This is a genomic window from Nonomuraea sp. NPDC001636 (assembly GCF_040298265.1).
GTDB lineage: Bacteria > Actinomycetota > Actinomycetes > Streptosporangiales > Streptosporangiaceae > Nonomuraea.
In genome coordinates, this window is record NZ_JBEOZT010000023.1 from 145,628 (window position 1) to 163,720 (window position 18,093).

Genomic DNA, 18,093 nt, shown 5'->3' on the forward strand with positions numbered 1-18,093 from the left:
CCCTTGACGCTAGACCTCCACCTTGTACGACAGCGTCAGCTCGTCGGCCGGAACGCCCCGGATTCCCCAGTTCACCTTGGGCATCTCAATGATCGTGATCTCCACATCCTCGGGGTCGTATCCCGACTTTTCGTAGATCGACCGGATCAGCGCGCGCTTGGCGTCGTCGCTGCGTCCCGTGAAGCACACCACCTCGATGATCAGGTAGTTCGCGCTGCGCCCCGGGCAGACGAAGTCGTCGGCGTCCAGCAGCAGGAACCGGTGGAACCGCTTCTCCTCGGGCACGCCCCACGCGCTCACCAGGCACGACTGCAGCAGATCGGAGATCTCCCGCTGCCGTCCGCCCCACACGTCACGACGCCCGTAAACCTTCACTTGTGCCATGTCGGCAATATAGAGGGCGTGATCCGCGTACTCCTCGCCGACGACGAGGCCATGATCCGGGCCGGGGTCAGGGCGATACTCGACTCCGACCCGTCCCTGGAGGTGGTCGCCGAGGCAGGCGACGGCAGACAGGCCGTCGACCTGGCCATCGGCCACCGTCCCGACGTCGCGCTGCTCGACATCCGCATGCCGCGCCTCGACGGCCTGGCCGCCGCGGCCGAGCTGCGCCGCGTCGCGCCCGCCACCGCCGTGGTGATGTTGACCACGTTCGGCGAGGACGACTACATCGCCAGGGCGCTGGAGGTGGGGGCCGCCGGGTTCCTGCTCAAGTCCGGCGACCCGCGCGAGCTGATCGCCGGCATCCACGCGGTCGCCGACGGCGCGGCGTACCTGTCGCCCAAGGTGGCCCAGCGCGTGATCGCCCAGCTCGGCGGCGGCCGGATGGCCCGCGAGGCCGAGGCCCGCGACCGCGTCGGCGTGCTCACCGACCGCGAGCGGGAGGTCCTCGCCCTGCTCGGCGCGGGCCTGTCGAACGCGGAGATCGCCCGGCGGCTGCACATCGTGGAGGGCACCGTGAAGGCGTACGTGAGCACGATCCTGACCCGGCTCGACGTGCGCAACCGCGTCCAGGCCGCGATCATCGCCCACGAGGCGGGATTGGTAGCCTGACCCGTGATGTATCGCCTCGTGTTCACGCAGGTCTTGCGGCGTCTCGACGCCGAGGCCGTGCACCGTCTCACCGTCAAGGGCCTGGCCGTGCTCGCCCGGCTGCCCCTGCTCAAGCGGCTGCTCCACCGAGCCTTCGCCCCGCACGACCCGGTCCTGCGGGTGACCGCGTTCGGCGTGCACTTCCCCGGCCCGTTCGGCCTGGCCGCCGGGTTCGACAAGGACGCGGCCTGCGCCGAGGCGATCGCCGCGCTCGGCTTCAGCCACGTCGAGGTCGGCACCATCACCGCGCACGCCCAGCCCGGCAACCCGCAACCACGCCTGTTCCGGCTGGTGGGGGAGCGGGCGGTGATCAACCGGATGGGCTTCAACAACTCCGGCGCCCGCGCCGCCGCCCGGCGGCTGCGCCGTACCCGCGGGGTGCCGGTCGTGGTCGGGGTGAACATCGGCAAGACCAAGGTGGTGCCGGAGTCCGAGGCGGTGGCCGACTACGTGACCGCCGCCAGGGAGCTGGCCCCGCTGGCCGACTACCTGGTGGTCAACGTCAGCTCGCCCAACACGCCCGGCCTGCGCAACCTCCAGGCGGTCGAGCTGCTGCGCCCGCTGCTGGCCGCGGTCAAGGAGGTCGCCGACGCGACGCCGCGCCGTACGCCGCTGCTGGTGAAGATCGCCCCCGACCTGGCCGACGAAGACGTCGACGCGGTCGCCGACCTGGCCGTGGAGCTGGGCCTCGACGGCATCATCGCGACCAACACCACCATCAGGCACGGCGGCGAGACCGGCGGCCTGTCCGGGCGTCCGCTCAAGGGGCGCTCGCTGGAGGTGCTGCGCCGGCTGCGCGCCAAGGTCGGCGACCGCATCACGCTGGTCTCCGTGGGCGGCGTCGAGGACGTCGACGACGTCTGGGAGCGCCTGCTGGCCGGGGCCACCCTGGTCCAGGGGTACACCGGCTGGATCTACGGCGGCCCGCTGTGGGCCGCCCGCATCCACCGGCAGCTCGCCCGCCGGGTCCGCCGCCACGGCCTGTCCTCCGTCACCGAGGCGATCGGCCGCACCGCCTAGGGCCCCTATCGTGGAATCGTGATCAATGCCGAGGTGAAGCTCACCGACGACGTCGTCATGCGCCCCGTCGCCAGGTCCGACGCGCGGGCGCTGGCCGACGCCTACCGCCGCAACCGCGACTTCCTGCGTCCCTGGGAGCCCCGCAGGCCGGCCGACTTCTTCACCACCGCGGGCCAGGCCGCACGCCTCGAACGACTGGCCGAGGACCGTGCGGCCGGCTTCGTGATGCCGTGGGTGCTCACGGACGGCGACCGCGTCGTGGGCAGGATGAACCTGAACAGCATCATCCGCGGCGCCGCCCAGAGCGCGTCGCTGGGCTACTGGGTGGACGCCGCGTACAACGGGCGGGGGCTGGCCACCAAGGCGGTGCTGGAGGCGTGCCGGGCCGCCGACGAAGACCTGAGCCTGCACCGGGTGGAGGCCGGCACGCTCCCGCACAACAAGGCCTCGCAGGCGGTCCTGCGCAAGGCGGGCTTCGAGGAGTACGGCATGGCCCCACGCGCCGTCAGCATCGACGGCGAGTGGCAGGACCACGTGCTGTTCCAGCGCATACTCAACGACCGCCCCGCGCCCATGTGACCGCCGGTCAGACGCTCGGCCTGGTCGACTCCGCGTCGTGCGTCATGGCGTCGATGCGCTCCATCACCTCGTTCACCTTCACGCCGCTCGGCCGGTGCGGGCGCCGCCGCTGCCACGGGTGCGGGCCCGCCGTCGGCCGGTACTCCACGCCGATCGCGTCGAGCCGCCGCAGATGCCTCTCCAGCCGCTCGGCGAACCCGTCGCCGCCCGAGCCGGCCCAGGCCACCTCCGCCAGCGCGCAAGACCGCGGCCAGAGCCGGTAGTCGACCGTCCGGGGGTCGGGCACCCGCTCGGTCCAGAGCTGGGCCTGCACGCCCATGACGCGTGCCCGCTCCTCGTCCGTCCAGTCGGCGGGGGCCGGGTCGAACGCGGCCACGTCGGCCACCGTGGTGGTGTCGCCGATGGCCATCGGCTCGTCGGCGGAGGCCGCCTCGGCGTAGTCGAAGTAGAGCGGGAACACCGGGGTGGCGACCACGTCGTGGCCCGCCGCGGCGGCCCGCCGCCCGACGCCCATGCCGCGCCACGGCATGACGACGGTGTCCTGGCGCAGCCCGCCGCTGACGAACGCCTCGTCCCACACCACGGCCCGCGCGCCGCGCTCGGCGAGGGCGTCGGCCAGCGCGCGCAGGAACCACGCCTGCAGGTCGGGCACCGTGGACAGCCCCAGCGACTCGCGGTAGGCCGTGATCTGCGCCGACTGCGCCCAGTGGTCGAGCACGACCTCGTCCCCGCCGATGTGGAAGAAGGGCACCTCGCCCAGCGCGCCGATGATCTCGTCGAAGATCGTGATCAGGAACTCGACGGTCGGCGGCAGCGGCGACAGGATCGCCGGCGAGATGCCCCACCGGTCGAGCACGTCGTAGGGCTCGCCGGTGGCGCCGAGCGCCGGGTAGGCGGCCAGGATCGCCGAGGCGTGCCCCGGCACGTCGATCTCGGGCACCACCGTGACGAACCTGGACCGCGCGTACGCGCCGATCTCGGCCAGGTCCTCCAGCGTGTAGTAGCCGCCGTGCGGGATGTCGTCGTACGCCTCCGGCTCCCGGTAGTAGTTGGTGGCCGTGCGCGGCCGGTGCGAGGAGACCTCGTGCAGCAGCGGGTACGCCCGGCTCTCCACCCGCCAGCCCTGGTCGTCGACCAGGTGGAGGTGCAGCCGGTTCAGCTTGTGCACGGCCATCAGGTCGATCAGCCGGAGCACCTCCCGCTTGGGGGAGAAATGCCGGGCCACGTCGAGATGCAGCCCCCGCCAGGCGAACCGCGGCGCGTCCTCGATCCGCACCCCGGGCACGGGCCACGACGCGCCGTCGGCGAACCGGTAGGAGGCGTCCGGCAGCAACTGGTGCAACGACTGCGCGGCGTAGAACGCGCCCGCCGCCCCGCCGGCGACGATCTCGATCCCCCGCGACCCGGTGGTCAGCCGGTAGGCCTCCTCGCCGAGCGCGGGATCCTGGCGTACCTCGATCTCGCCCGAGTCTCCCGGGCGCAGGTCGAGGAGGGGCAGCGCGCGACGTACCGCGTCCGCGTACGGACCGGCGACGGTCGCGCCCGAGGTCAGCTCGAAGGAGCCGGAGAGATCACTGAGCAGCTCTGGGCGAGGAATCATGGTTCGAGATAGTGCTGCATCCCGTTCGCGAGTGCCAAGGCGATCCGCTGCCTGAACTTCGGGTCCTGGAACTTGGCCGCGTCGACGGCGTTGCGCATGTTGCCGCACTCGACGAGGACTTTCGGCACGGTCGAGAGGTTGAGCCCGCCGATGTCGTCGCGGAAGTTCAGCGCCTTGGTGCCGATGTAGTTGGAGTAGGGGATGCCGGTGCCCTTGAGGTAGGCGTCGCGTACGTCGATCCCCAGCTTGGTCGAGGCGCCCACGACCTTGTCGACCGGCCCGTTGATCTTCTTCGGCAGGATCACGTGGAACCCCCGGTGCGAGGGGTTGTCCGAGCCGTCGCCGTGCACCGAGATCGCGGCGTCGGCATGGGCCTTGTTGCCGATCGCGGCCCGCTTGTCGATGCACGGGCCGACGCCGTCGTTGCTCGACCTGGTCAGCTTGACGGTCGCGCCGCGCTGCTCAAGGATCTTGGCCATGCGGTTGGAGACGTCCCAGGTGAAGGCGGCCTCGCTGTAACCGCTCTTCGTGGCCGTGCCGGTCGTGTCGCAGGCCTTCATCTGCGTCAGCACGTTGACCTTGCGGTTGATCTCGGCCGGATGGCGGTAGTTGCCGCCGTTGTGCCCGGGGTCGATGACGATGACCTTGCCGGCGAGCGGTTTGGCGCCGGGCGGCGCCTGCTTCGCCGTGGCCGTCTCCGTCGACCCGTCCTGGACGGACGCCTTGCCGGTCTCCTGGCCGGTGGAGGGGGCCTGACCTGCCGCGGCGCCACCAGGCTCGGTGCCGCCGCACGCGGAGGCGATCAGGCCGCAGACGGCGAGGACGGTGGCTGGTAGAGCACGCATGAGCTCCAACTTACGTGAAGCCACGCGTTCAGGCCCGTATCAACAGCAATCCTGCGAGTCGGCACGCGACCCCGCCGAAGTGCCGGATCGGGACCGCTGCGACGGTCCGCCTGGCGGTTTCTCACCACACGTGCTCGCCAACCTCCTGCCGTTCGAGCAGGGCGGCCAGCTCCCGCGCGTCCTCGGCGTCGAGGCCGAGGACGACGCGGGGGCGGCCCCACGGATGGTCGAGGGAATGCGCCACGTAGCTGGCGACGGACTCGGCGCCGACGTCGGTGCCCCGCCCCCTGCCCGCCCGCCAGTGCCCCCAGGCGCGTTCGAGCTCGGCCGCCGCGCGCTGGGCGCAGGACACCAGTTCTGGATCACGCATGACTGTCCCCCGGATCAGATCGTGACCGAACCAGATTCGGCCACAATTAGCATGACCCTGACGAGTAAACCGCCGTCCGGCGACGCTGCCGTACGGCTTGACCCAGGCTTTGGGCGGGCTTGCCGACGAGAGACCTGCGCATTGGCCCGCCGTGCCATTGCGGCGCCGGTAAAGGCCCGCAACGGCAGCGCAACCGGCAGATATCCCCTCAGGCGGGTCCCGTGCTGCGGCGCACGATCAGCTCGGGTTGGATCTCGCGCAGCCGGGCGCCCTTGGCCGGCTCGCCTATCCTGTCGCTCAGCAGCGCGGCCGCCGACCTGCCCATGGCACGCCGTGGCTGGTCGACCGAGGTGAGCGAGATGTGCCGTGAGGCCGACAGGTGGGTGTTGTCGTAGCCGACCACGGACAGGTCCTCCGGCACCCGCAGCCCCAGCTCGGCCGCGGCGGCCAGCACGCCCAGCGCCACCACGTCGTTGGCCGCGAACACGGCCGTCGGCCGCGGGTCGCGGGTCAGCAGGGCGATCGCCGCCTCGCGGCCGCCCTCCTCGGTCGCGTCCGCCGCCTCGACCATGATGTACGGGGCCAGCGAATGCCTGCGCATCGCCACGAGGTAGCCCTCGCAGCGCGAGGACCGGGGGCCCTCGATGTGCGCGATCCGCTTGTGCCCCAGGTTCACCAGGTGGTCGATGGCCAGCCGGGCGCCGAGCTGGTCGTCGTCGACCACGATGTCGACGCCGTCGAGCTCGATGTCACGTTCCCCTACGACGACGGTCGGGGTGTAGGCGGTCGCCTCGATCAGCGTCTCGCTGGTCGGCGCGATGCCTAAGAGCACCAGCCCGTCGACCCGCAGCTCCAGGAAGGCCTCGACGGCCTCGTCCTCGAACGCCGGGTCCCACTGGCTGTTCCCGATCAGCATGCGCAGCCCGTCGCCGTGCAGGCTCTCCTGCAGGCCGTCGAGGAACTCGGCGTAGAACGGGTTGTGCAGGTCGGCGACGAGCGCCCCGACCAGATGGGTACGTCCTTCCACCAGGCTGCGCGCGACGGCGTTCGGCCGGTAGCCGAGCTCGCGCGCCGCCTGGAGCACTGCCTGCCGCCGGTGCTCGCTCACGTGCGGGGATCCGCGCAGCACGAGTGAGACCAGCGACTTCGAGACGCCGGCTCGCTCGGCGACGTTGCGGATGGTGGGTCGTGGCCGAGGCAATGGCTCTACCTCGCGGAGCTCGGCGATGGTTGAAGTGTTGACGGGCGGTCCTGACATGTGTCTCCCCCGCGATGCGGATATGGGCACCTGTCTCACCAAACGATCGAGTAAGCCGCAGGGTACGGCTTCGGGTTAGGGAAGCCTGATATTGACCCATTCGCCACACGTCCGCTATTGGGCATGCCGTCGGATACTGTGCAGGTGTGACACCCGGGAAGTCAGCCGAGACGGCACGCCCCGCACGCCGAAGGCTGAGCGTGGACCGCCGTCGCGAGGAGCTCATGGCGGCTGCGCTGGAGCTGTTCAGCACCCGTGACGCCGAGGACGTCTCGATCGACGACGTCGCCTCCGCGGCAGGCGCCTCGCGGGCGCTGGTCTACCACTACTTCGGCGGCAAGCAGGAGCTCTACGTGGCCGCGCTGAGGAGCGCGGCCGAGCAGCTGGAGTCGCGATTGCGCCCGGCCGAGGGCGGCAGGCCGCTCGACGAGCTGGCCGCGGGCCTCGGGCGTTACTTCGACTTCGTCGAGGAGCACGCCGCCGGCTTCGCCGCGCTGCTGCGCGGAGGGCCCGCCAACCGGGCGGGCGAGGTGGGGGAGATCGTCGACGGCGTGCGCCGGAGGCTGTTCCGCCTCATCCAGAAGCAGATGCGCGTCGAGGAGCCGAGCCCGGTGCTGCGCACCACGCTGCGCTCGTGGATCGCCTCCGTGGAGACGGCCGGCCTCGACTGGCTGGAGCACCGCGACGTCGAGCGGCCGATCCTGGAGAAGATGCTCGTCGACCACATGGTGGCCCTGCTGGGCGTGGCCGCCGCCCACGACGGCGAGGTCGGCGAGCTGCTCGACGTGCTCACCGGCGAGCAACTGGGGTAGCGGGGGAAGAGTGGCGCCGGGCGGGCGACGCCAACTTCCCCGTGCGACGTCACGTCGGTGGACCGGGCAAGCGTACCTGGTCCACCCTCAACCCCCCTGAGGTTCGTGACGACCCTTGCGACTACTCGGAACGCTGCTGCGGGATGCCCGCGAGCAGTGCGCGAACCTCGGTCTCCCGGTAACGCCGATGACCGCCGAGGGTACGAATCGACGTCAACTTGCCCGCCTTGGCCCACCGCGTAACGGTCTTGGGGTCGACCCTGAACATGGTCGCGACCTCAGCGGGCGTGAGCAGCGGCTCGGCCTCGGGTGTACGAGCTGACATTTGTGCGGCCTCTCCTCCGTGTGGACCGGCTTAGCGATCCTGTGACTGCCTTTGCGCGTGTCACGGATGTCCCCCTATGGCGCAGAGCGTGCGGCTTTTCTGAGCCATATGCGGCATCACCCGATGTGACCATACCGCCACGCAGAGCGATTGGCGAGCCCTTCTTTGACCCAACTGCCCGCCCCCATGGCGATGTCACGCTCGGTGATTCTAGCGACACGGTTCGTGGTATCGCAGTGAAAACGGCAAACTACTCAGTTCGCAGAAGAGAGCAGCCGCGAGACGTGACCTACTCATGCAGGTCAGACGGTTGTTTTGGGAATCAGTTGGCGGATTCCAGCTGTTGCATTGACTTCCACCGAAGGATGACGCGCTGGTACATGGCATAGGCAAGTTCTTCTTGACCCGTGTCCAGACCGGTCAAAGCGGCCGAAAGCTCAGCAACCGACTGGTCGGCCTGGAGGGCGTCGTCGTTCATCAGGTGGACCAGGCCGCCGTAGTCGAGCTCGACCAGCGAGTGCGGGTGGAACTCCTCCAGCCAGCGCGCGATGTCCTCCACGTCGAAGTTGGAGGACGCGTCGCCGAGGTGCCGGCGCATCACGTTGAGGGCGCGGGCCGCCCGCCTCCTGGCCTGAGCCATGGAGGTGACGTAGATGAGGTTACGGCCCGTAGTGGTCGTCACGTCCTGTCCCGGGGTGGAGGAGCCGAGCACCAGCCAGCGCTCGTTCCCATCAAACGGTACGAACCACGATGGCGGCACATGCCACGCCGTGGTGCGAATGTGCGTACGCAAGGCGGACGAACCGGCCCGGCGCTTGAACCGGTCGAAGTCGTCGGCCGTCTGCTCGGCGATGGCTTTCGGCACGAGCCGGTCCATCAGCTTCACGGGAGTGGCGCCACGAAGCCTTGAGAAGGCCAGCCACGACCGCAGACGGGTCTGCCAGGGACATACGTACAAACGGTCCTCAACGCGCCGCAGATAGGCATTGGGGCTCTCCTGGGCGGGAACGGGCTGAGGGGGCATGCCGAGCAGGCGCATGACCGACTCGCTGTGCTCCGCGTTGAGCGCGTTCGCCCGGCGCGGACGGTCGCGTGAGTCGGCGTAGTCGGCCCACAGCTTGCGCTCGGACTCGGCGAACGCGGTCAGTGGCTCATAGACGCGGAGGTAGGCGGCATAGGGCAGCACGGAGGCATCGTGTCACGAAGAGCACCTGCGCGCACCGTCGGGCTTACTAGTCTGAGAGTGACCTCCGCCGCGAAGGAGCGGTGGACCGGACAGGGAGTCACTACCGTGACCGACGTCTTCGGCACGTCCCACAAGGACGTCCACGAGCAGGTCGTCTTCTGCGCCGACGAGCAGAGCGGCCTGCGTGCGATCATCGCCGTCCACAGCACGGCCCTCGGGCCCGCGCTCGGCGGCACCAGGTTCTATCCGTACGAGAACGAGCAGGCGGCCCTGGCCGACGTGCTCAACCTGGCCAAGGGCATGTCCTACAAGAACGCCCTGGCCGGCCTCGACCTCGGCGGCGGCAAGGCCGTCATCATCGGCGACCCGGCCAAGGTCAAGAGCGAGGCGCTGCTGCGCGCCTACGGCAGGTTCGTCGAGTCGCTCGGCGGGCGCTACATCACCGCCTGCGACGTCGGCACCTTCAGCGAGGACATGGACGTCGTCGCCCGCGAGTCCCGCCACGTCACCGGCCGCACGCTGGCCCACGGCGGCGCCGGCGACTCCTCCGTCCTGACCTCGTTCGGCGTCTTCCAGGGCATGCGCGCCTCGGCCGAACGGGTCTTCGGCACGCCGTCGCTGCACGGCAGGCGGGTCGGCGTCGAGGGGGTCGGGAAGGTGGGCCACCGCCTGGTCGACCTCCTGCGCGAGGACGGCGCCGAGGTCGTGATCTGCGACGTCGACCCGCGGGCCGTCGAGCGGGTGCGCCAGCGGCATCCGGAGGTCGAGGTGGTCGCCGACGCCCAGGCGCTCACCACGTCCGACATCGACGTCTTCGCGCCCTGCGCGCTGGGCGGCGCGCTCGACGACGCCACGGTGGCCGGTCTGCGGGCGAAGATCGTCTGCGGCGCGGCCAACAACCAGCTCGCGCATCCCGGCGTCGAGAAGCAGCTGGCCGACCGCGGGATCCTGTACGCGCCCGACTACGTGGTCAACTCCGGCGGCGTCATCCAGGTCGCCGACGAGATCGAGGGCTTCAGCATGGACCGCGCCAGGGCGAAGGCGGCCCAGATCTACGACACGACTCTGAAGATCTTCGGGATCGCGGCGGACGAGGGCGTTCCTCCGGCTGTGGCAGCGGATAGGCTAGCTGAGCGCAGAATGTCGGAAGTCGGGCGTATTAGGGCCATTTGGCTGGGCCACTGACGCCCCACGCCCATACGACGTACCGAGCTGGGCACAAAACAGGTACGGTAATAGGCGAACGATAGGCTGACGTCCAAAGTCAGGCGGCGTCAGTGTGTGGTGCGTTAGCGACGAGGGGTCGGGGACGACCCCACACGAGGGGGTCGAGCCAATGGGGCGCGGCCGAGCAAAGGCCAAGCAGGTCAAGGTTGCTCGCCAGCTGAAGTACAACAGCGGTGGCACGGATCTTGACCGTCTGCGCGACGAACTCGGGGTCGGAGACTCCAGCAATGACGACGCCGACGACCTCAACGATGAGCTGGCGGATCGCTATGCCGATTACGCCGATGACTACGGTTCCGGGGACGACGAAGACGGCCGTCCTTCCGGTCGCCGATAGCCGTTCTTCAGAGTGACGTGGCCGAGGGTCCGGCATGTGCCGGATCCTCGTTCATGAGCGTCGGGCCCCACGGGCAACCGTGGGGCTTTCGTCACGCTTGCGTGCGGTCGAGAAAGCCCGCGACCAGCGGCGCGATCTCAGGGAGCTTGTCCTCCAGCGCGAAGTGCCCGGTGTCGAGCACGTGCAGCTCGGCGTCCGGCAGGTCCCGCAGGTAGGCGTGCGCGCCCGGTTCCGGGAAGAAGGCGTCGTTGCGGCCCCACACGATCAGCGTGGGCGGCCGGTGGCGGCGCAGCCATGCCTGCCAGTCGGCGTAGAGCGCGAGGTTCGAGCGGTAGTCGAGCGCGAGCGCGAGCTGGGCTTCCCGGCGTCCGGGCAGGTCCAGGAAGTGCTGGTCGAGGGTCCATCCGTCGGGCGCGACCGCTGAGACGTCCGACGCGCCGCCCTCGTACTGGCCGCGCGTGACGGGCAGGGTGAACAGGTCGCCCAGGCTCTCCGCGGGCGCGTGGACGGTGGCGCGCGCCAGGTCCGACAGGCCCTCGTCGTAGGCGTTGGCGTTCTGCACGATCAGGCCGGCGATCCATTCGGGGTGCCGGGTGGCCAGGCGGAAGCCGACGGGGCCGCCGAAGTCGAAGGCGTACCAGACGAAGCGGTCGAGCCCGATCTTGCGCACGAAACCCTCGACCACGTCGGCCAGGCGGTCGAAGGAGTAGACGAAGTCGCCGGGGGCCTCGGTGTGGCCGAAGCCGGGGTAGTCCGGCGCGATCAGGCGGTAGCGGGTGCCCAGCGCGTCCATCAGGCGTCTGTACTGGTGGGAGGCCGAGGGGAAGCCGTGCAGCAGCAGCACGGGGATGCCGTCGCGCGGGCCCGCCTCCCGGTAGAACACCTGCACGCCTTCCACGTCCACGAAACCGTGGCGGATCTGCGGGATCTCCATGCCTAATGCCTTTCTCGCGCAATGATGCGTTAGTTATAGCGAGCGGACTTCTAACGCGTCAATGGGGAGATGTAACATTAGGACTCATGGAGTTCCTGATCGGTGAGCCGCTCGCGCTGGACCTGGTGAACACGCGGGCCCAGGACTTCGACGTCCTCGACACGCCCGAGGTGTTCGGGAACTGGCTCGATCGTCAGGCGGGGCGGCTGGCCTCCGTCCGGGGGCCGTTCACGGCGGACGACCTGGGCGTGGTCCGGGAGCTGCGGGCGCACGTGGCGGCGGCGGTCGACGCCGTGCGCCGGGGGGAGAGGCCGCCCGGCGAGGCGGTCGGGGCGATCAACGACGCGATGCGCGCCGCGCCCGCGTACGGGCGCCTGGACGTGACGGACGGCGGGCTCACCAAGGGCGCGCGCAGGGACGGCGACCGGCTCGCCCGCCTGCTCGCCCAGCTCGCCGAGGCCGCGGCCGACCTGCTCACCGATCCGGCGGCGAGCCGGATCCGGGCCTGCGAGGGGCCCCGGTGCCGCATGATCTTCCTGCCCGCCCACCCGCGGCGGCGCTGGTGCTCACCGGAGCTGTGCGGCAACCGGGTGCGCGTCGCCCGCCACTACCAGCGGCACAAGACCGTTTGAACGGGGGGCCGGACCGAGCCGGCCCCCTCTCGGGTCAGCGGTAGCGGGCCTGGCCCGAACCCTGGACGATCTCGCCCAGCACCCACGCGTGGAGACCGCGCTCGGCGAGCAGCCGGATCGCCTCGTCGGCCGAGCCGGGCGCCACCACGGCCGCCATGCCCACGCCGAGGTTGAACGTACGGTCCATGTCCTTCTGGGCGATCTGCCCGTGCCCGGCGAGCACGCCGAAGATCGCCGGCGGGGTCCAGGACGACCGGTCGAGCAGCGCGTCGAGGTGGCCGGGCAGCGACCGCGACAGGTTGGCCTCCAGGCCGCCGCCCGTGATGTGCGCGAAGGCGTGCACCTCGGTCGTGCGGGCCAGGTGGAGGCAGTCGAGGGAGTAGACGCGGGTCGGCTCCAGCAGCTCCTCGCCCAGCGGACGGCCCAGCTCGGGCAGCACCGCGTCGAGCGAGAGCGACGCCTCGCGCAGCACGTGCCGAACCAGCGAGTAGCCGTTGGAGTGGATGCCGGAGGAGGCCAGCCCGAGGACCACGTCGCCCTCGCGGATCCGGTCGGGACCCAGCATGGCGTCGGCCTCGACCACGCCGGTGCCGGCTCCGGCCAGGTCGTACTCGTCGGGGCCCATGGCGCCCGGGTGCTCGGCGGTCTCGCCGCCGACCAGCGCCGCGCCGGCCAGCCGGCAGCCCTCGGCCACGCCGCCGACGATCTCGGCGACGCGCTCGGGCACGACCTTGCCGACGGCGATGTAGTCGGTCATGAACAGCGGCTCGGCCCCGCAGACCACCAGGTCGTCGAGGACCATGCCGACCAGGTCGATGCCGATCGTGTCGTGCTTGCCGTAGCGCTGGGCGATCATGACCTTCGTGCCCACGCCGTCGGTGGAGGAGGCCAGCAGCGGACGCCGGTAACGCAGCAGCGCCGAGGCGTCGAAGAGCCCGGCGAAGCCGCTGGCGTCGTCGACCACCTCCGGCCGGCGGGCCCGCGCCACCTTGTCCTTCATCAGGGTGACGGCGCGCTCGCCCGCCTCGATGTCGACGCCGGCGGCCTCGTAGGTACTCACGCTTTGCTCTCCAACACGAACTTGCCCACGTTGTCCTGGTCGATGGGGATCGGGTACGAGCCGTCGAAGCAGGCCCGGCAGAGCCGCTCGGCGGGGATGGTGGTGGCCTTGGTCAGGCCCTCCAGGGAGATGTACCCCAGCGAGTCGGCGCCCAGCGAGGCCCGGATCTCCTCGACCGACAGCGAGCCGGCGATCAGCTCGGCGCGGGTCGCGAAGTCGATGCCGTAGAAGCACGGCCAGGCCACGGGCGGCGAGGAGATGCGGACGTGCACCTCGCGCGCCCCCGCCTCGCGCAGCATCTTCACGATGGCGCGCTGGGTGTTGCCGCGCACGATCGAGTCGTCGACGACCACCAGGCGCTTGCCCGCGACGACCTCGCGCAGCGGGTTGAGCTTGAGCCGGATGCCGAGCTGGCGGATGGTCTGCGAGGGCTGGATGAACGTGCGGCCCACGTAGGAGTTCTTCACCAGGCCCTGGCCGTAGGGGATGCCGCTCTCCTCGGCGTAGCCGACGGCGGCCGGGGTGCCGGACTCGGGCGTGGGGATGACCAGGTCGGCCTCGACCGGGTGCTCGCGGGCCAGCACGCGGCCGACCTCGACCCGGGTGACCTGCACGCCGCGGCCCGCGATCGTGGTGTCGGGACGGGCGAGGTAGACGTACTCGAACAGGCAGCCCTTGGGGTCGGGCAGGGCGAAGCGGCGGGACCGGACGCCGTCCTCGTCGATGGTGAGCAGCTCGCCGGGCTCGATCTCGCGGACGAACGTGGCGCCCACGATGTCGAGGGCCGCCGTCTCGGAGGCCACCACCCAGCCGCGCTCCAGGCGGCCCAGGACCAGCGGGCGGATGCCCTGCGGGTCGCGGGCCGCGTAGAGCGTCTTCTCGTCCATGAACACCAGCGAGTACGCGCCCTTGACCTGCGGCAGCAGCTCGGCCGCCGAGTCTTCGATGGAACGCGTGCGATCCTGGGCGAGCAGCGAGGCCAGGACCTCGGTGTCGGTGGTCGCCCGGGTGGAGCCGGGAGCCAGGCGCTCGGCCAGCTCCGGGGTGTTGATCAGGTTGCCGTTGTGCGCGAGCGCGAGCCCGCCGACCTCGGTGGAGCTGAGGGTCGGCTGCGCGTTCTCCCACACGCTCGAACCGGTGGTGGAGTAACGGCAGTGGCCGATGGCCAGGTGGCCGCGGAGGGTGCCCAGCACCGACTCGTCGAAGACCTGGGCCACCAGGCCCATGTCCTTGTAGACGAGGATGCGGCTGCCCTCGCTGACCGCGATGCCCGCGGACTCCTGGCCGCGGTGCTGCAACGCGTACAGCCCGTAGTAGGTGAGTTTGGAAACTTCCTCGCCTGGTGCCCAGACGCCGAAGACACCACAGGCGTCTTTGGGTGCGCGGTCGTGGGGGTCCAGGTCATGGCCGAGCCGGCCGTCGCCCTTCAGCACATGCCTCAGTTTAGGTTGCGGGCTTCCGTGCTCGCACACCCGGGTGCTCCATCAGCCGGCGTGGGACGATCTGCCGGCGTTGGATCCGTCGCGGACGAACTCTCCGGTGACGTTGCGGTTCGCCGCGGAGCCGAGGAAATGGATCAGCGCCGCCATGTCGCCGGCGGTCGAGAGGCGGCGGCTCGGCGTGCGGGCCGCGACGCGGTCGAGGACCTCCTGGGTGACCGGGCGCTCGGCCTCGGTGATCGTGAGCCCGGCCACGGCCACGTTGACCAGCACGCCGTCCCTGCCGGCCTCCCAGGCCAGGGCGCGGGCCATGCCGTGCAGGGCCATCTTGGCGGTGCCGTACGGGCCGGGGCCCGGCTGGCCCTCCTCGGCGGCGCCCGAGGAGACGAAGACGATCCGGCCGAAGCCGTTCCTCCGCATCCCGGGCAGGAAAGCCTGGACGAGCAGGGCGTTGCCGACGACGTTCGCGTGCAGGGCGGCCGTCCATTCGGCGGCGGGCACGTCCTCGAAGCTGATGCTGTTGGGCATGATCGTGCCCCAGCGGACGGCGTTGAGCACGAGGGCGTCCACCGGGCCCGCCTGGGCGGCGGCGGGCGCGATGGTGGCGTGGTCCTCCAGGTCAAGATGGACGGCCGCCGCCTGGCCGCCCGCCTCCTCGATGCGCTTGACGACCTCGGCGGCGCGGCCTGGGCCGGTGTTGTAGGTGATGGTGACCCGCGCGCCGGCCCTGGCGTAGGCGAGCGCGGTGGCGGCGCCGATGCCGGAGGAGCCGCCGGTGATGAACGCGTGCATGGGGATGCCTCTCTTGATTCATTAGCCGACTAATTAGCCAGCTAAGTGGCTTTTGGCCGCTGGAGGCAAGGGGGTTTCGCTCTCGGTGAAGAGGGTTACCGGGGGGAGGCGCGGAGGAGGCGGGACAGCAGGGCGCGTTCTGCGTCGTCCAGGCCGTGCTGGAGTTCTTCGTCGGTCCTGGCCCAGATCTCCTCGACCGGCTCGCGCAGCGCCTTGCCCGCCTCCGTCAGGTGGACGCGGCCCACCCGCGGGCGGTCGGGGTCGGGGGAGCGGTGGACGAAGCCCGCGCGCTCCAGGCGCTGGAGGGTCTTGGTGACGGTCGGCGGCTCCACGCCCAGCCGGGCGATCAGCTCGCCCTGGGTGAGGCCGTCCTGCCGCCACAGCTGGTTGAGCAGCAGCTCCTGGCCCGTGTGCAGGCCCAGTGGCGCCAGGGCGGCGGCCATCCGGTTGCGATGGGTCTTCATGACCATGATCAGGGCGTACGTCAGGGTCTCGTCCAGCATGCACTCATCTTGCCCGCCGCCTGCCGCTTTGGCGCATGGTGACCCAAGGATGGCGCCCGTCTTACCGTGTCGTGCGCTTTAGCCGATGCCCTCCGCGAAAAGGTGAAGTATCCGGCATGCAGACCCGTCGGGAGACGCAGACGTGACCACACCTGGGGACCCCAACGAACCCCGCGAGGGGCAGGACCCGCAGCACCCCGAAGGCCACCCCCGCGAGGGCCGGCCCGAATCCGCGCCGCCGCAGCACACGCCCGAATGGTGGCGGGAGGGGACGGCCGAGGACGATCGGCCGACGCCCGAGGAGGATCGGCCCGCGCCCGAGGAGGAGCCGCCGGAGATCGGGCCGTACGAGGGCGGGCCGACGAGCAACGAGTGGAGCCCGCGCGAGTGGGCCGTCGGCGGCCCGCCCGGCGCGGGGCCGACCGGCGGCGCGGGCACCCCTGAGGGCTGGACCGTTCCCGATCACGAGCACGGCGCTGGACACGAGCATGCCGCTGGACACGAGCACGGCGCTGGACACGAGCACGGCGCTGGACACGAGCACGGCGCTGGACACGAGCACGGCGCTGGTCGCGCGGACACTCCGCAGGGCGCGGCCTCCGGCGAAGGCGCCGGTCCCGGAGAGGGAGGCCGGTCGGGCGGCGGGCGGCACGAGGGCGAGCGGCCTGAGGGTGAGCGGCCTGAGGGTGAAGGAGCTGGGGGGCAGTCCGGGGGTGGGCGGTGGGCGGATGAGTGGCCGTTCGAGGAGGAGCGGGAGGGCGAGGAGCCGATCGCGCCCGTGCCGCCCGTGGTGCCACCGCCGCCACCGGACGTGCCGCCGTCGCACGAGCCCAGGCCCGGAGGCCGTCCCGACCATCCCGACCTGCCCACCTCGCCCGAGACGCCGGGACCGGCCGAGGGCGGCACCGGCAGGACGCGGTGGTCCGGCGGGGACGCCGAGGAGACGCAGGGCTATCCGATGCCCGGCGGCACCCCGGCCTATCCGGGCTGGGGCACGCAACCGGACGAGGAGCCGCGCCGCCCCGCGCCGTCCCGGTACGAATACGGCGACGTGCCCACCTTCGAGCCCCCGCCGACCGGCACCCACGCGGCCAGAGGCCCCGAGGAGCCGGGCCTGCGGCCGGGCGGCGCGGAGGGCGCTGAGGGCGCTGAGGAAGCCGGGGGCATCGGGGGCGTGCCGGACTTCCGGAGCCCGTCGGGCGAGGGGACGCCAGGCCAGGCCCGCACCCCTGCGCCAGGAGGTGCGGAAGGTCCAAGCGGTGCGGAAGCCCCAGGAGGTGTCGAAGGCCCCGGAGGCGCGAGAGGCGTGCCGACGCCTCCTGGAGGCGCGGGCGTGCCACCAGGAGGGCCCGGCGCCCCTTACGGGGGCGAAGGAGCTTACGGCGGGCCGGGGGCGCCGTACGGGGGCGAGGGAGCCTACGGCGGCCCCTCGGCGCCCGGCGGCGGTGGCGGTCCTGCGGCGCCCGGCGGGGCCTATGGCGGGCCGACGGCATCCGGCGGAGCTGGCGAGGGACCCTATGGCGGCCCCACAGCGTATGGCGGGCCGACGGCGTCCGGCGGCGGGGAGGGGCCGTACGGAGGGCCGGGATCCGGTGGCGGCGAGGGGCCCTATGAGGGGGCGCCGGGGGCGTACGAGACCGGGGGGCGGAACGCGTCCGTTCCCGGCACCACCCCCTCCAGCCCCTACGGCGGCCCGCCCGGTTACGGCCCGCCGCCGGGAGCGCCCGCCTACGGCCAGTACGGCCCCTACGGCGCCCAGCCGCCCGCGCCGCCGGGCAGCGGCCTGGCCACCGCCTCGCTGGTGCTGGGCGTGGCGAGCCCGTTCCTGGTGTTCGTCTGCTTCACCGGCGTGCTCACGGCGATCCTGTCGATCGTCTTCGGCTGTGTGGCGCTCGCCAAGCACGTAGGCAGGGGCCGGGCCATCGCCGGGATCGTGATCAGCGCGCTGTCGCTGGTGTTGTTCGCGATCGTCGCGATCTGGTTCTGGAAGGTGGTCCAGGAGTGCGGCCAGCTTCCTGGCCAGCTCGCCGACCAGTGCTTCGAGAGCAAGTTCCCCTGGATGGGCAAGGGCCGCTAGCGCCC

20 protein-coding genes are annotated in these 18,093 nt (G+C 71.3%); 8 read left to right on the top strand and 12 right to left on the bottom strand.

The annotated features are described in order from the left end of the window. Nucleotides 1-9: 9 nt before the first annotated feature. Nucleotides 10-384, bottom strand: coding sequence for a tautomerase family protein (locus ABT158_RS35230; RefSeq protein WP_352361002.1), 375 nt, complete (start codon nucleotides 382-384; stop codon nucleotides 10-12). An 18-nt stretch (nucleotides 385-402) separates the two neighbouring features. Between ABT158_RS35230 and ABT158_RS35235 the strand changes: the two genes are divergently transcribed. From ABT158_RS35235 to ABT158_RS35245, 3 genes are read left to right on the top strand one after another with little or no spacing between them, the layout of a single operon-like run. Continuing rightward, nucleotides 403-1,053, top strand: a complete 651-nt coding sequence (locus tag ABT158_RS35235) for a response regulator (RefSeq protein ID WP_352361004.1) — start codon at nucleotides 403-405, stop codon at nucleotides 1,051-1,053. Between the two features lie 6 nt (nucleotides 1,054-1,059). Then, nucleotides 1,060-2,112 (top strand): quinone-dependent dihydroorotate dehydrogenase, encoded by a 1,053-nt coding sequence (locus ABT158_RS35240; RefSeq protein ID WP_352361006.1) that lies wholly within the window; start codon nucleotides 1,060-1,062, stop codon nucleotides 2,110-2,112. A gap of 18 nt (nucleotides 2,113-2,130) precedes the next feature. After that, the gene (locus tag ABT158_RS35245; RefSeq protein WP_352361008.1) at nucleotides 2,131-2,691 is read left to right on the top strand and encodes a GNAT family N-acetyltransferase; all 561 of its coding nucleotides are present in this window, start codon (nucleotides 2,131-2,133) and stop codon (nucleotides 2,689-2,691) included. 7 nt (nucleotides 2,692-2,698) lie between these two features. Here the strand turns inward: ABT158_RS35245 and ABT158_RS35250 are convergent, their stop codons facing one another. The 4 genes from ABT158_RS35250 to ABT158_RS35265 all read right to left on the bottom strand — a co-directional run bounded on the left by ABT158_RS35250 (nucleotide 2,699) and on the right by ABT158_RS35265 (nucleotide 6,707). After that, nucleotides 2,699-4,291: a beta-N-acetylhexosaminidase gene (locus ABT158_RS35250; protein WP_352361010.1), complete on the bottom strand. Its 1,593-nt coding sequence runs from the start codon at nucleotides 4,289-4,291 to the stop codon at nucleotides 2,699-2,701. Further along, nucleotides 4,288-5,136: an N-acetylmuramoyl-L-alanine amidase gene (locus ABT158_RS35255; RefSeq protein ID WP_352361012.1), complete on the bottom strand. Its 849-nt coding sequence runs from the start codon at nucleotides 5,134-5,136 to the stop codon at nucleotides 4,288-4,290. The genes ABT158_RS35250 and ABT158_RS35255 overlap by 4 nt, the downstream gene beginning before the upstream one ends. Nucleotides 5,137-5,257: 121 nt before the next feature. Beyond that, nucleotides 5,258-5,506 carry a hypothetical protein gene (locus ABT158_RS35260; RefSeq protein WP_125645653.1) on the bottom strand — a complete coding sequence of 83 codons (249 nt, stop codon included), beginning with the start codon at nucleotides 5,504-5,506 and terminating at the stop codon, nucleotides 5,258-5,260. A gap of 208 nt (nucleotides 5,507-5,714) precedes the next feature. Next, nucleotides 5,715-6,707 carry a LacI family DNA-binding transcriptional regulator gene (locus ABT158_RS35265; RefSeq protein ID WP_352361014.1) on the bottom strand — a complete coding sequence of 331 codons (993 nt, stop codon included), beginning with the start codon at nucleotides 6,705-6,707 and terminating at the stop codon, nucleotides 5,715-5,717. Between the two features lie 281 nt (nucleotides 6,708-6,988). Here ABT158_RS35265 and ABT158_RS35270 point away from each other — a divergent pair, with 281 nt between their 5' ends. Further along, the gene (locus tag ABT158_RS35270; protein ID WP_352361016.1) at nucleotides 6,989-7,576 is read left to right on the top strand and encodes a TetR/AcrR family transcriptional regulator; all 588 of its coding nucleotides are present in this window, start codon (nucleotides 6,989-6,991) and stop codon (nucleotides 7,574-7,576) included. Between the two features lie 121 nt (nucleotides 7,577-7,697). On the opposite strand, the gene bldC is transcribed toward ABT158_RS35270, so the two are convergent. Both bldC and ABT158_RS35280 read right to left on the bottom strand, forming a co-directional pair. Then, nucleotides 7,698-7,901, bottom strand: coding sequence for a developmental transcriptional regulator BldC (gene bldC, locus ABT158_RS35275; RefSeq protein WP_013133571.1), 204 nt, complete (start codon nucleotides 7,899-7,901; stop codon nucleotides 7,698-7,700). A 322-nt stretch (nucleotides 7,902-8,223) separates the two neighbouring features. Beyond that, nucleotides 8,224-9,087: a DUF8083 family protein gene (locus tag ABT158_RS35280; RefSeq protein ID WP_352320456.1), complete on the bottom strand. Its 864-nt coding sequence runs from the start codon at nucleotides 9,085-9,087 to the stop codon at nucleotides 8,224-8,226. Between the two features lie 105 nt (nucleotides 9,088-9,192). Here ABT158_RS35280 and ABT158_RS35285 point away from each other — a divergent pair, with 105 nt between their 5' ends. Together ABT158_RS35285 and ABT158_RS35290 are read left to right on the top strand one after the other, a co-directional pair. Further along, the gene (locus tag ABT158_RS35285; protein ID WP_352320458.1) at nucleotides 9,193-10,272 is read left to right on the top strand and encodes a Leu/Phe/Val dehydrogenase; all 1,080 of its coding nucleotides are present in this window, start codon (nucleotides 9,193-9,195) and stop codon (nucleotides 10,270-10,272) included. Nucleotides 10,273-10,423: 151 nt separating this feature from the next. Continuing rightward, nucleotides 10,424-10,651: a DUF3073 domain-containing protein gene (locus ABT158_RS35290; protein ID WP_352320460.1), complete on the top strand. Its 228-nt coding sequence runs from the start codon at nucleotides 10,424-10,426 to the stop codon at nucleotides 10,649-10,651. 91 nt (nucleotides 10,652-10,742) lie between these two features. Here the strand turns inward: ABT158_RS35290 and ABT158_RS35295 are convergent, their stop codons facing one another. After that, on the bottom strand, nucleotides 10,743-11,585 hold the full coding sequence (locus ABT158_RS35295; RefSeq protein ID WP_352361019.1) for an alpha/beta fold hydrolase: 843 nt from the start codon (nucleotides 11,583-11,585) through the stop codon (nucleotides 10,743-10,745). A gap of 86 nt (nucleotides 11,586-11,671) precedes the next feature. Between ABT158_RS35295 and ABT158_RS35300 the strand changes: the two genes are divergently transcribed. Continuing rightward, nucleotides 11,672-12,217 carry a CGNR zinc finger domain-containing protein gene (locus ABT158_RS35300; RefSeq protein WP_352361021.1) on the top strand — a complete coding sequence of 182 codons (546 nt, stop codon included), beginning with the start codon at nucleotides 11,672-11,674 and terminating at the stop codon, nucleotides 12,215-12,217. Nucleotides 12,218-12,251: 34 nt separating this feature from the next. Here ABT158_RS35300 and purM read toward each other — a convergent pair whose 3' ends face one another. The 4 genes from purM to ABT158_RS35320 all read right to left on the bottom strand — a co-directional run bounded on the left by purM (nucleotide 12,252) and on the right by ABT158_RS35320 (nucleotide 16,011). After that, on the bottom strand, nucleotides 12,252-13,277 hold the full coding sequence (gene purM, locus ABT158_RS35305; protein ID WP_352361023.1) for a phosphoribosylformylglycinamidine cyclo-ligase: 1,026 nt from the start codon (nucleotides 13,275-13,277) through the stop codon (nucleotides 12,252-12,254). Next, entirely contained in the window at nucleotides 13,274-14,710 is a 1,437-nt protein-coding gene (gene purF / locus ABT158_RS35310; RefSeq protein WP_352361025.1) for an amidophosphoribosyltransferase, read from the bottom strand. The genes purM and purF overlap by 4 nt, the downstream gene beginning before the upstream one ends. Nucleotides 14,711-14,761: 51 nt before the next feature. Continuing rightward, the gene (locus ABT158_RS35315) at nucleotides 14,762-15,508 is read right to left on the bottom strand and encodes an SDR family NAD(P)-dependent oxidoreductase (RefSeq protein WP_352361027.1); all 747 of its coding nucleotides are present in this window, start codon (nucleotides 15,506-15,508) and stop codon (nucleotides 14,762-14,764) included. A 95-nt stretch (nucleotides 15,509-15,603) separates the two neighbouring features. Further along, nucleotides 15,604-16,011 (bottom strand): MarR family winged helix-turn-helix transcriptional regulator, encoded by a 408-nt coding sequence (locus tag ABT158_RS35320; protein ID WP_352361029.1) that lies wholly within the window; start codon nucleotides 16,009-16,011, stop codon nucleotides 15,604-15,606. Nucleotides 16,012-16,153: 142 nt separating this feature from the next. Between ABT158_RS35320 and ABT158_RS35325 the strand changes: the two genes are divergently transcribed. Further along, on the top strand, nucleotides 16,154-18,088 hold the full coding sequence (locus tag ABT158_RS35325) for a hypothetical protein (protein ID WP_352361031.1): 1,935 nt from the start codon (nucleotides 16,154-16,156) through the stop codon (nucleotides 18,086-18,088). Nucleotides 18,089-18,093: the final 5 nt, after the last annotated feature.

What these genes read in the sequence shown, in the direction of transcription:
- ABT158_RS35230 (WP_352361002.1), bottom strand. Translation starts at nt 384, where the DNA reads ATGGCACAAGTGAAGGTTTACGGGCGTCGTGACGTGTGGGGCGGACGG.
- ABT158_RS35240 (WP_352361006.1), top strand. Translation starts at nt 1,060, where the DNA reads ATGTATCGCCTCGTGTTCACGCAGGTCTTGCGGCGTCTCGACGCCGAG.
- ABT158_RS35255 (WP_352361012.1), bottom strand. Translation starts at nt 5,136, where the DNA reads ATGCGTGCTCTACCAGCCACCGTCCTCGCCGTCTGCGGCCTGATCGCC.
- ABT158_RS35260 (WP_125645653.1), bottom strand. Translation starts at nt 5,506, where the DNA reads ATGCGTGATCCAGAACTGGTGTCCTGCGCCCAGCGCGCGGCGGCCGAG.
- ABT158_RS35250 (WP_352361010.1), bottom strand. Translation starts at nt 4,291, where the DNA reads ATGATTCCTCGCCCAGAGCTGCTCAGTGATCTCTCCGGCTCCTTCGAG.
- ABT158_RS35290 (WP_352320460.1), top strand. Translation starts at nt 10,424, where the DNA reads ATGGGGCGCGGCCGAGCAAAGGCCAAGCAGGTCAAGGTTGCTCGCCAG.
- ABT158_RS35270 (WP_352361016.1), top strand. Translation starts at nt 6,989, where the DNA reads ATGGCGGCTGCGCTGGAGCTGTTCAGCACCCGTGACGCCGAGGACGTC.
- ABT158_RS35300 (WP_352361021.1), top strand. Translation starts at nt 11,672, where the DNA reads ATGGAGTTCCTGATCGGTGAGCCGCTCGCGCTGGACCTGGTGAACACG.
- ABT158_RS35295 (WP_352361019.1), bottom strand. Translation starts at nt 11,585, where the DNA reads ATGGAGATCCCGCAGATCCGCCACGGTTTCGTGGACGTGGAAGGCGTG.
- bldC (WP_013133571.1), bottom strand. Translation starts at nt 7,901, where the DNA reads ATGTCAGCTCGTACACCCGAGGCCGAGCCGCTGCTCACGCCCGCTGAG.
- ABT158_RS35315 (WP_352361027.1), bottom strand. Translation starts at nt 15,508, where the DNA reads ATGCACGCGTTCATCACCGGCGGCTCCTCCGGCATCGGCGCCGCCACC.
- ABT158_RS35320 (WP_352361029.1), bottom strand. Translation starts at nt 16,011, where the DNA reads ATGCTGGACGAGACCCTGACGTACGCCCTGATCATGGTCATGAAGACC.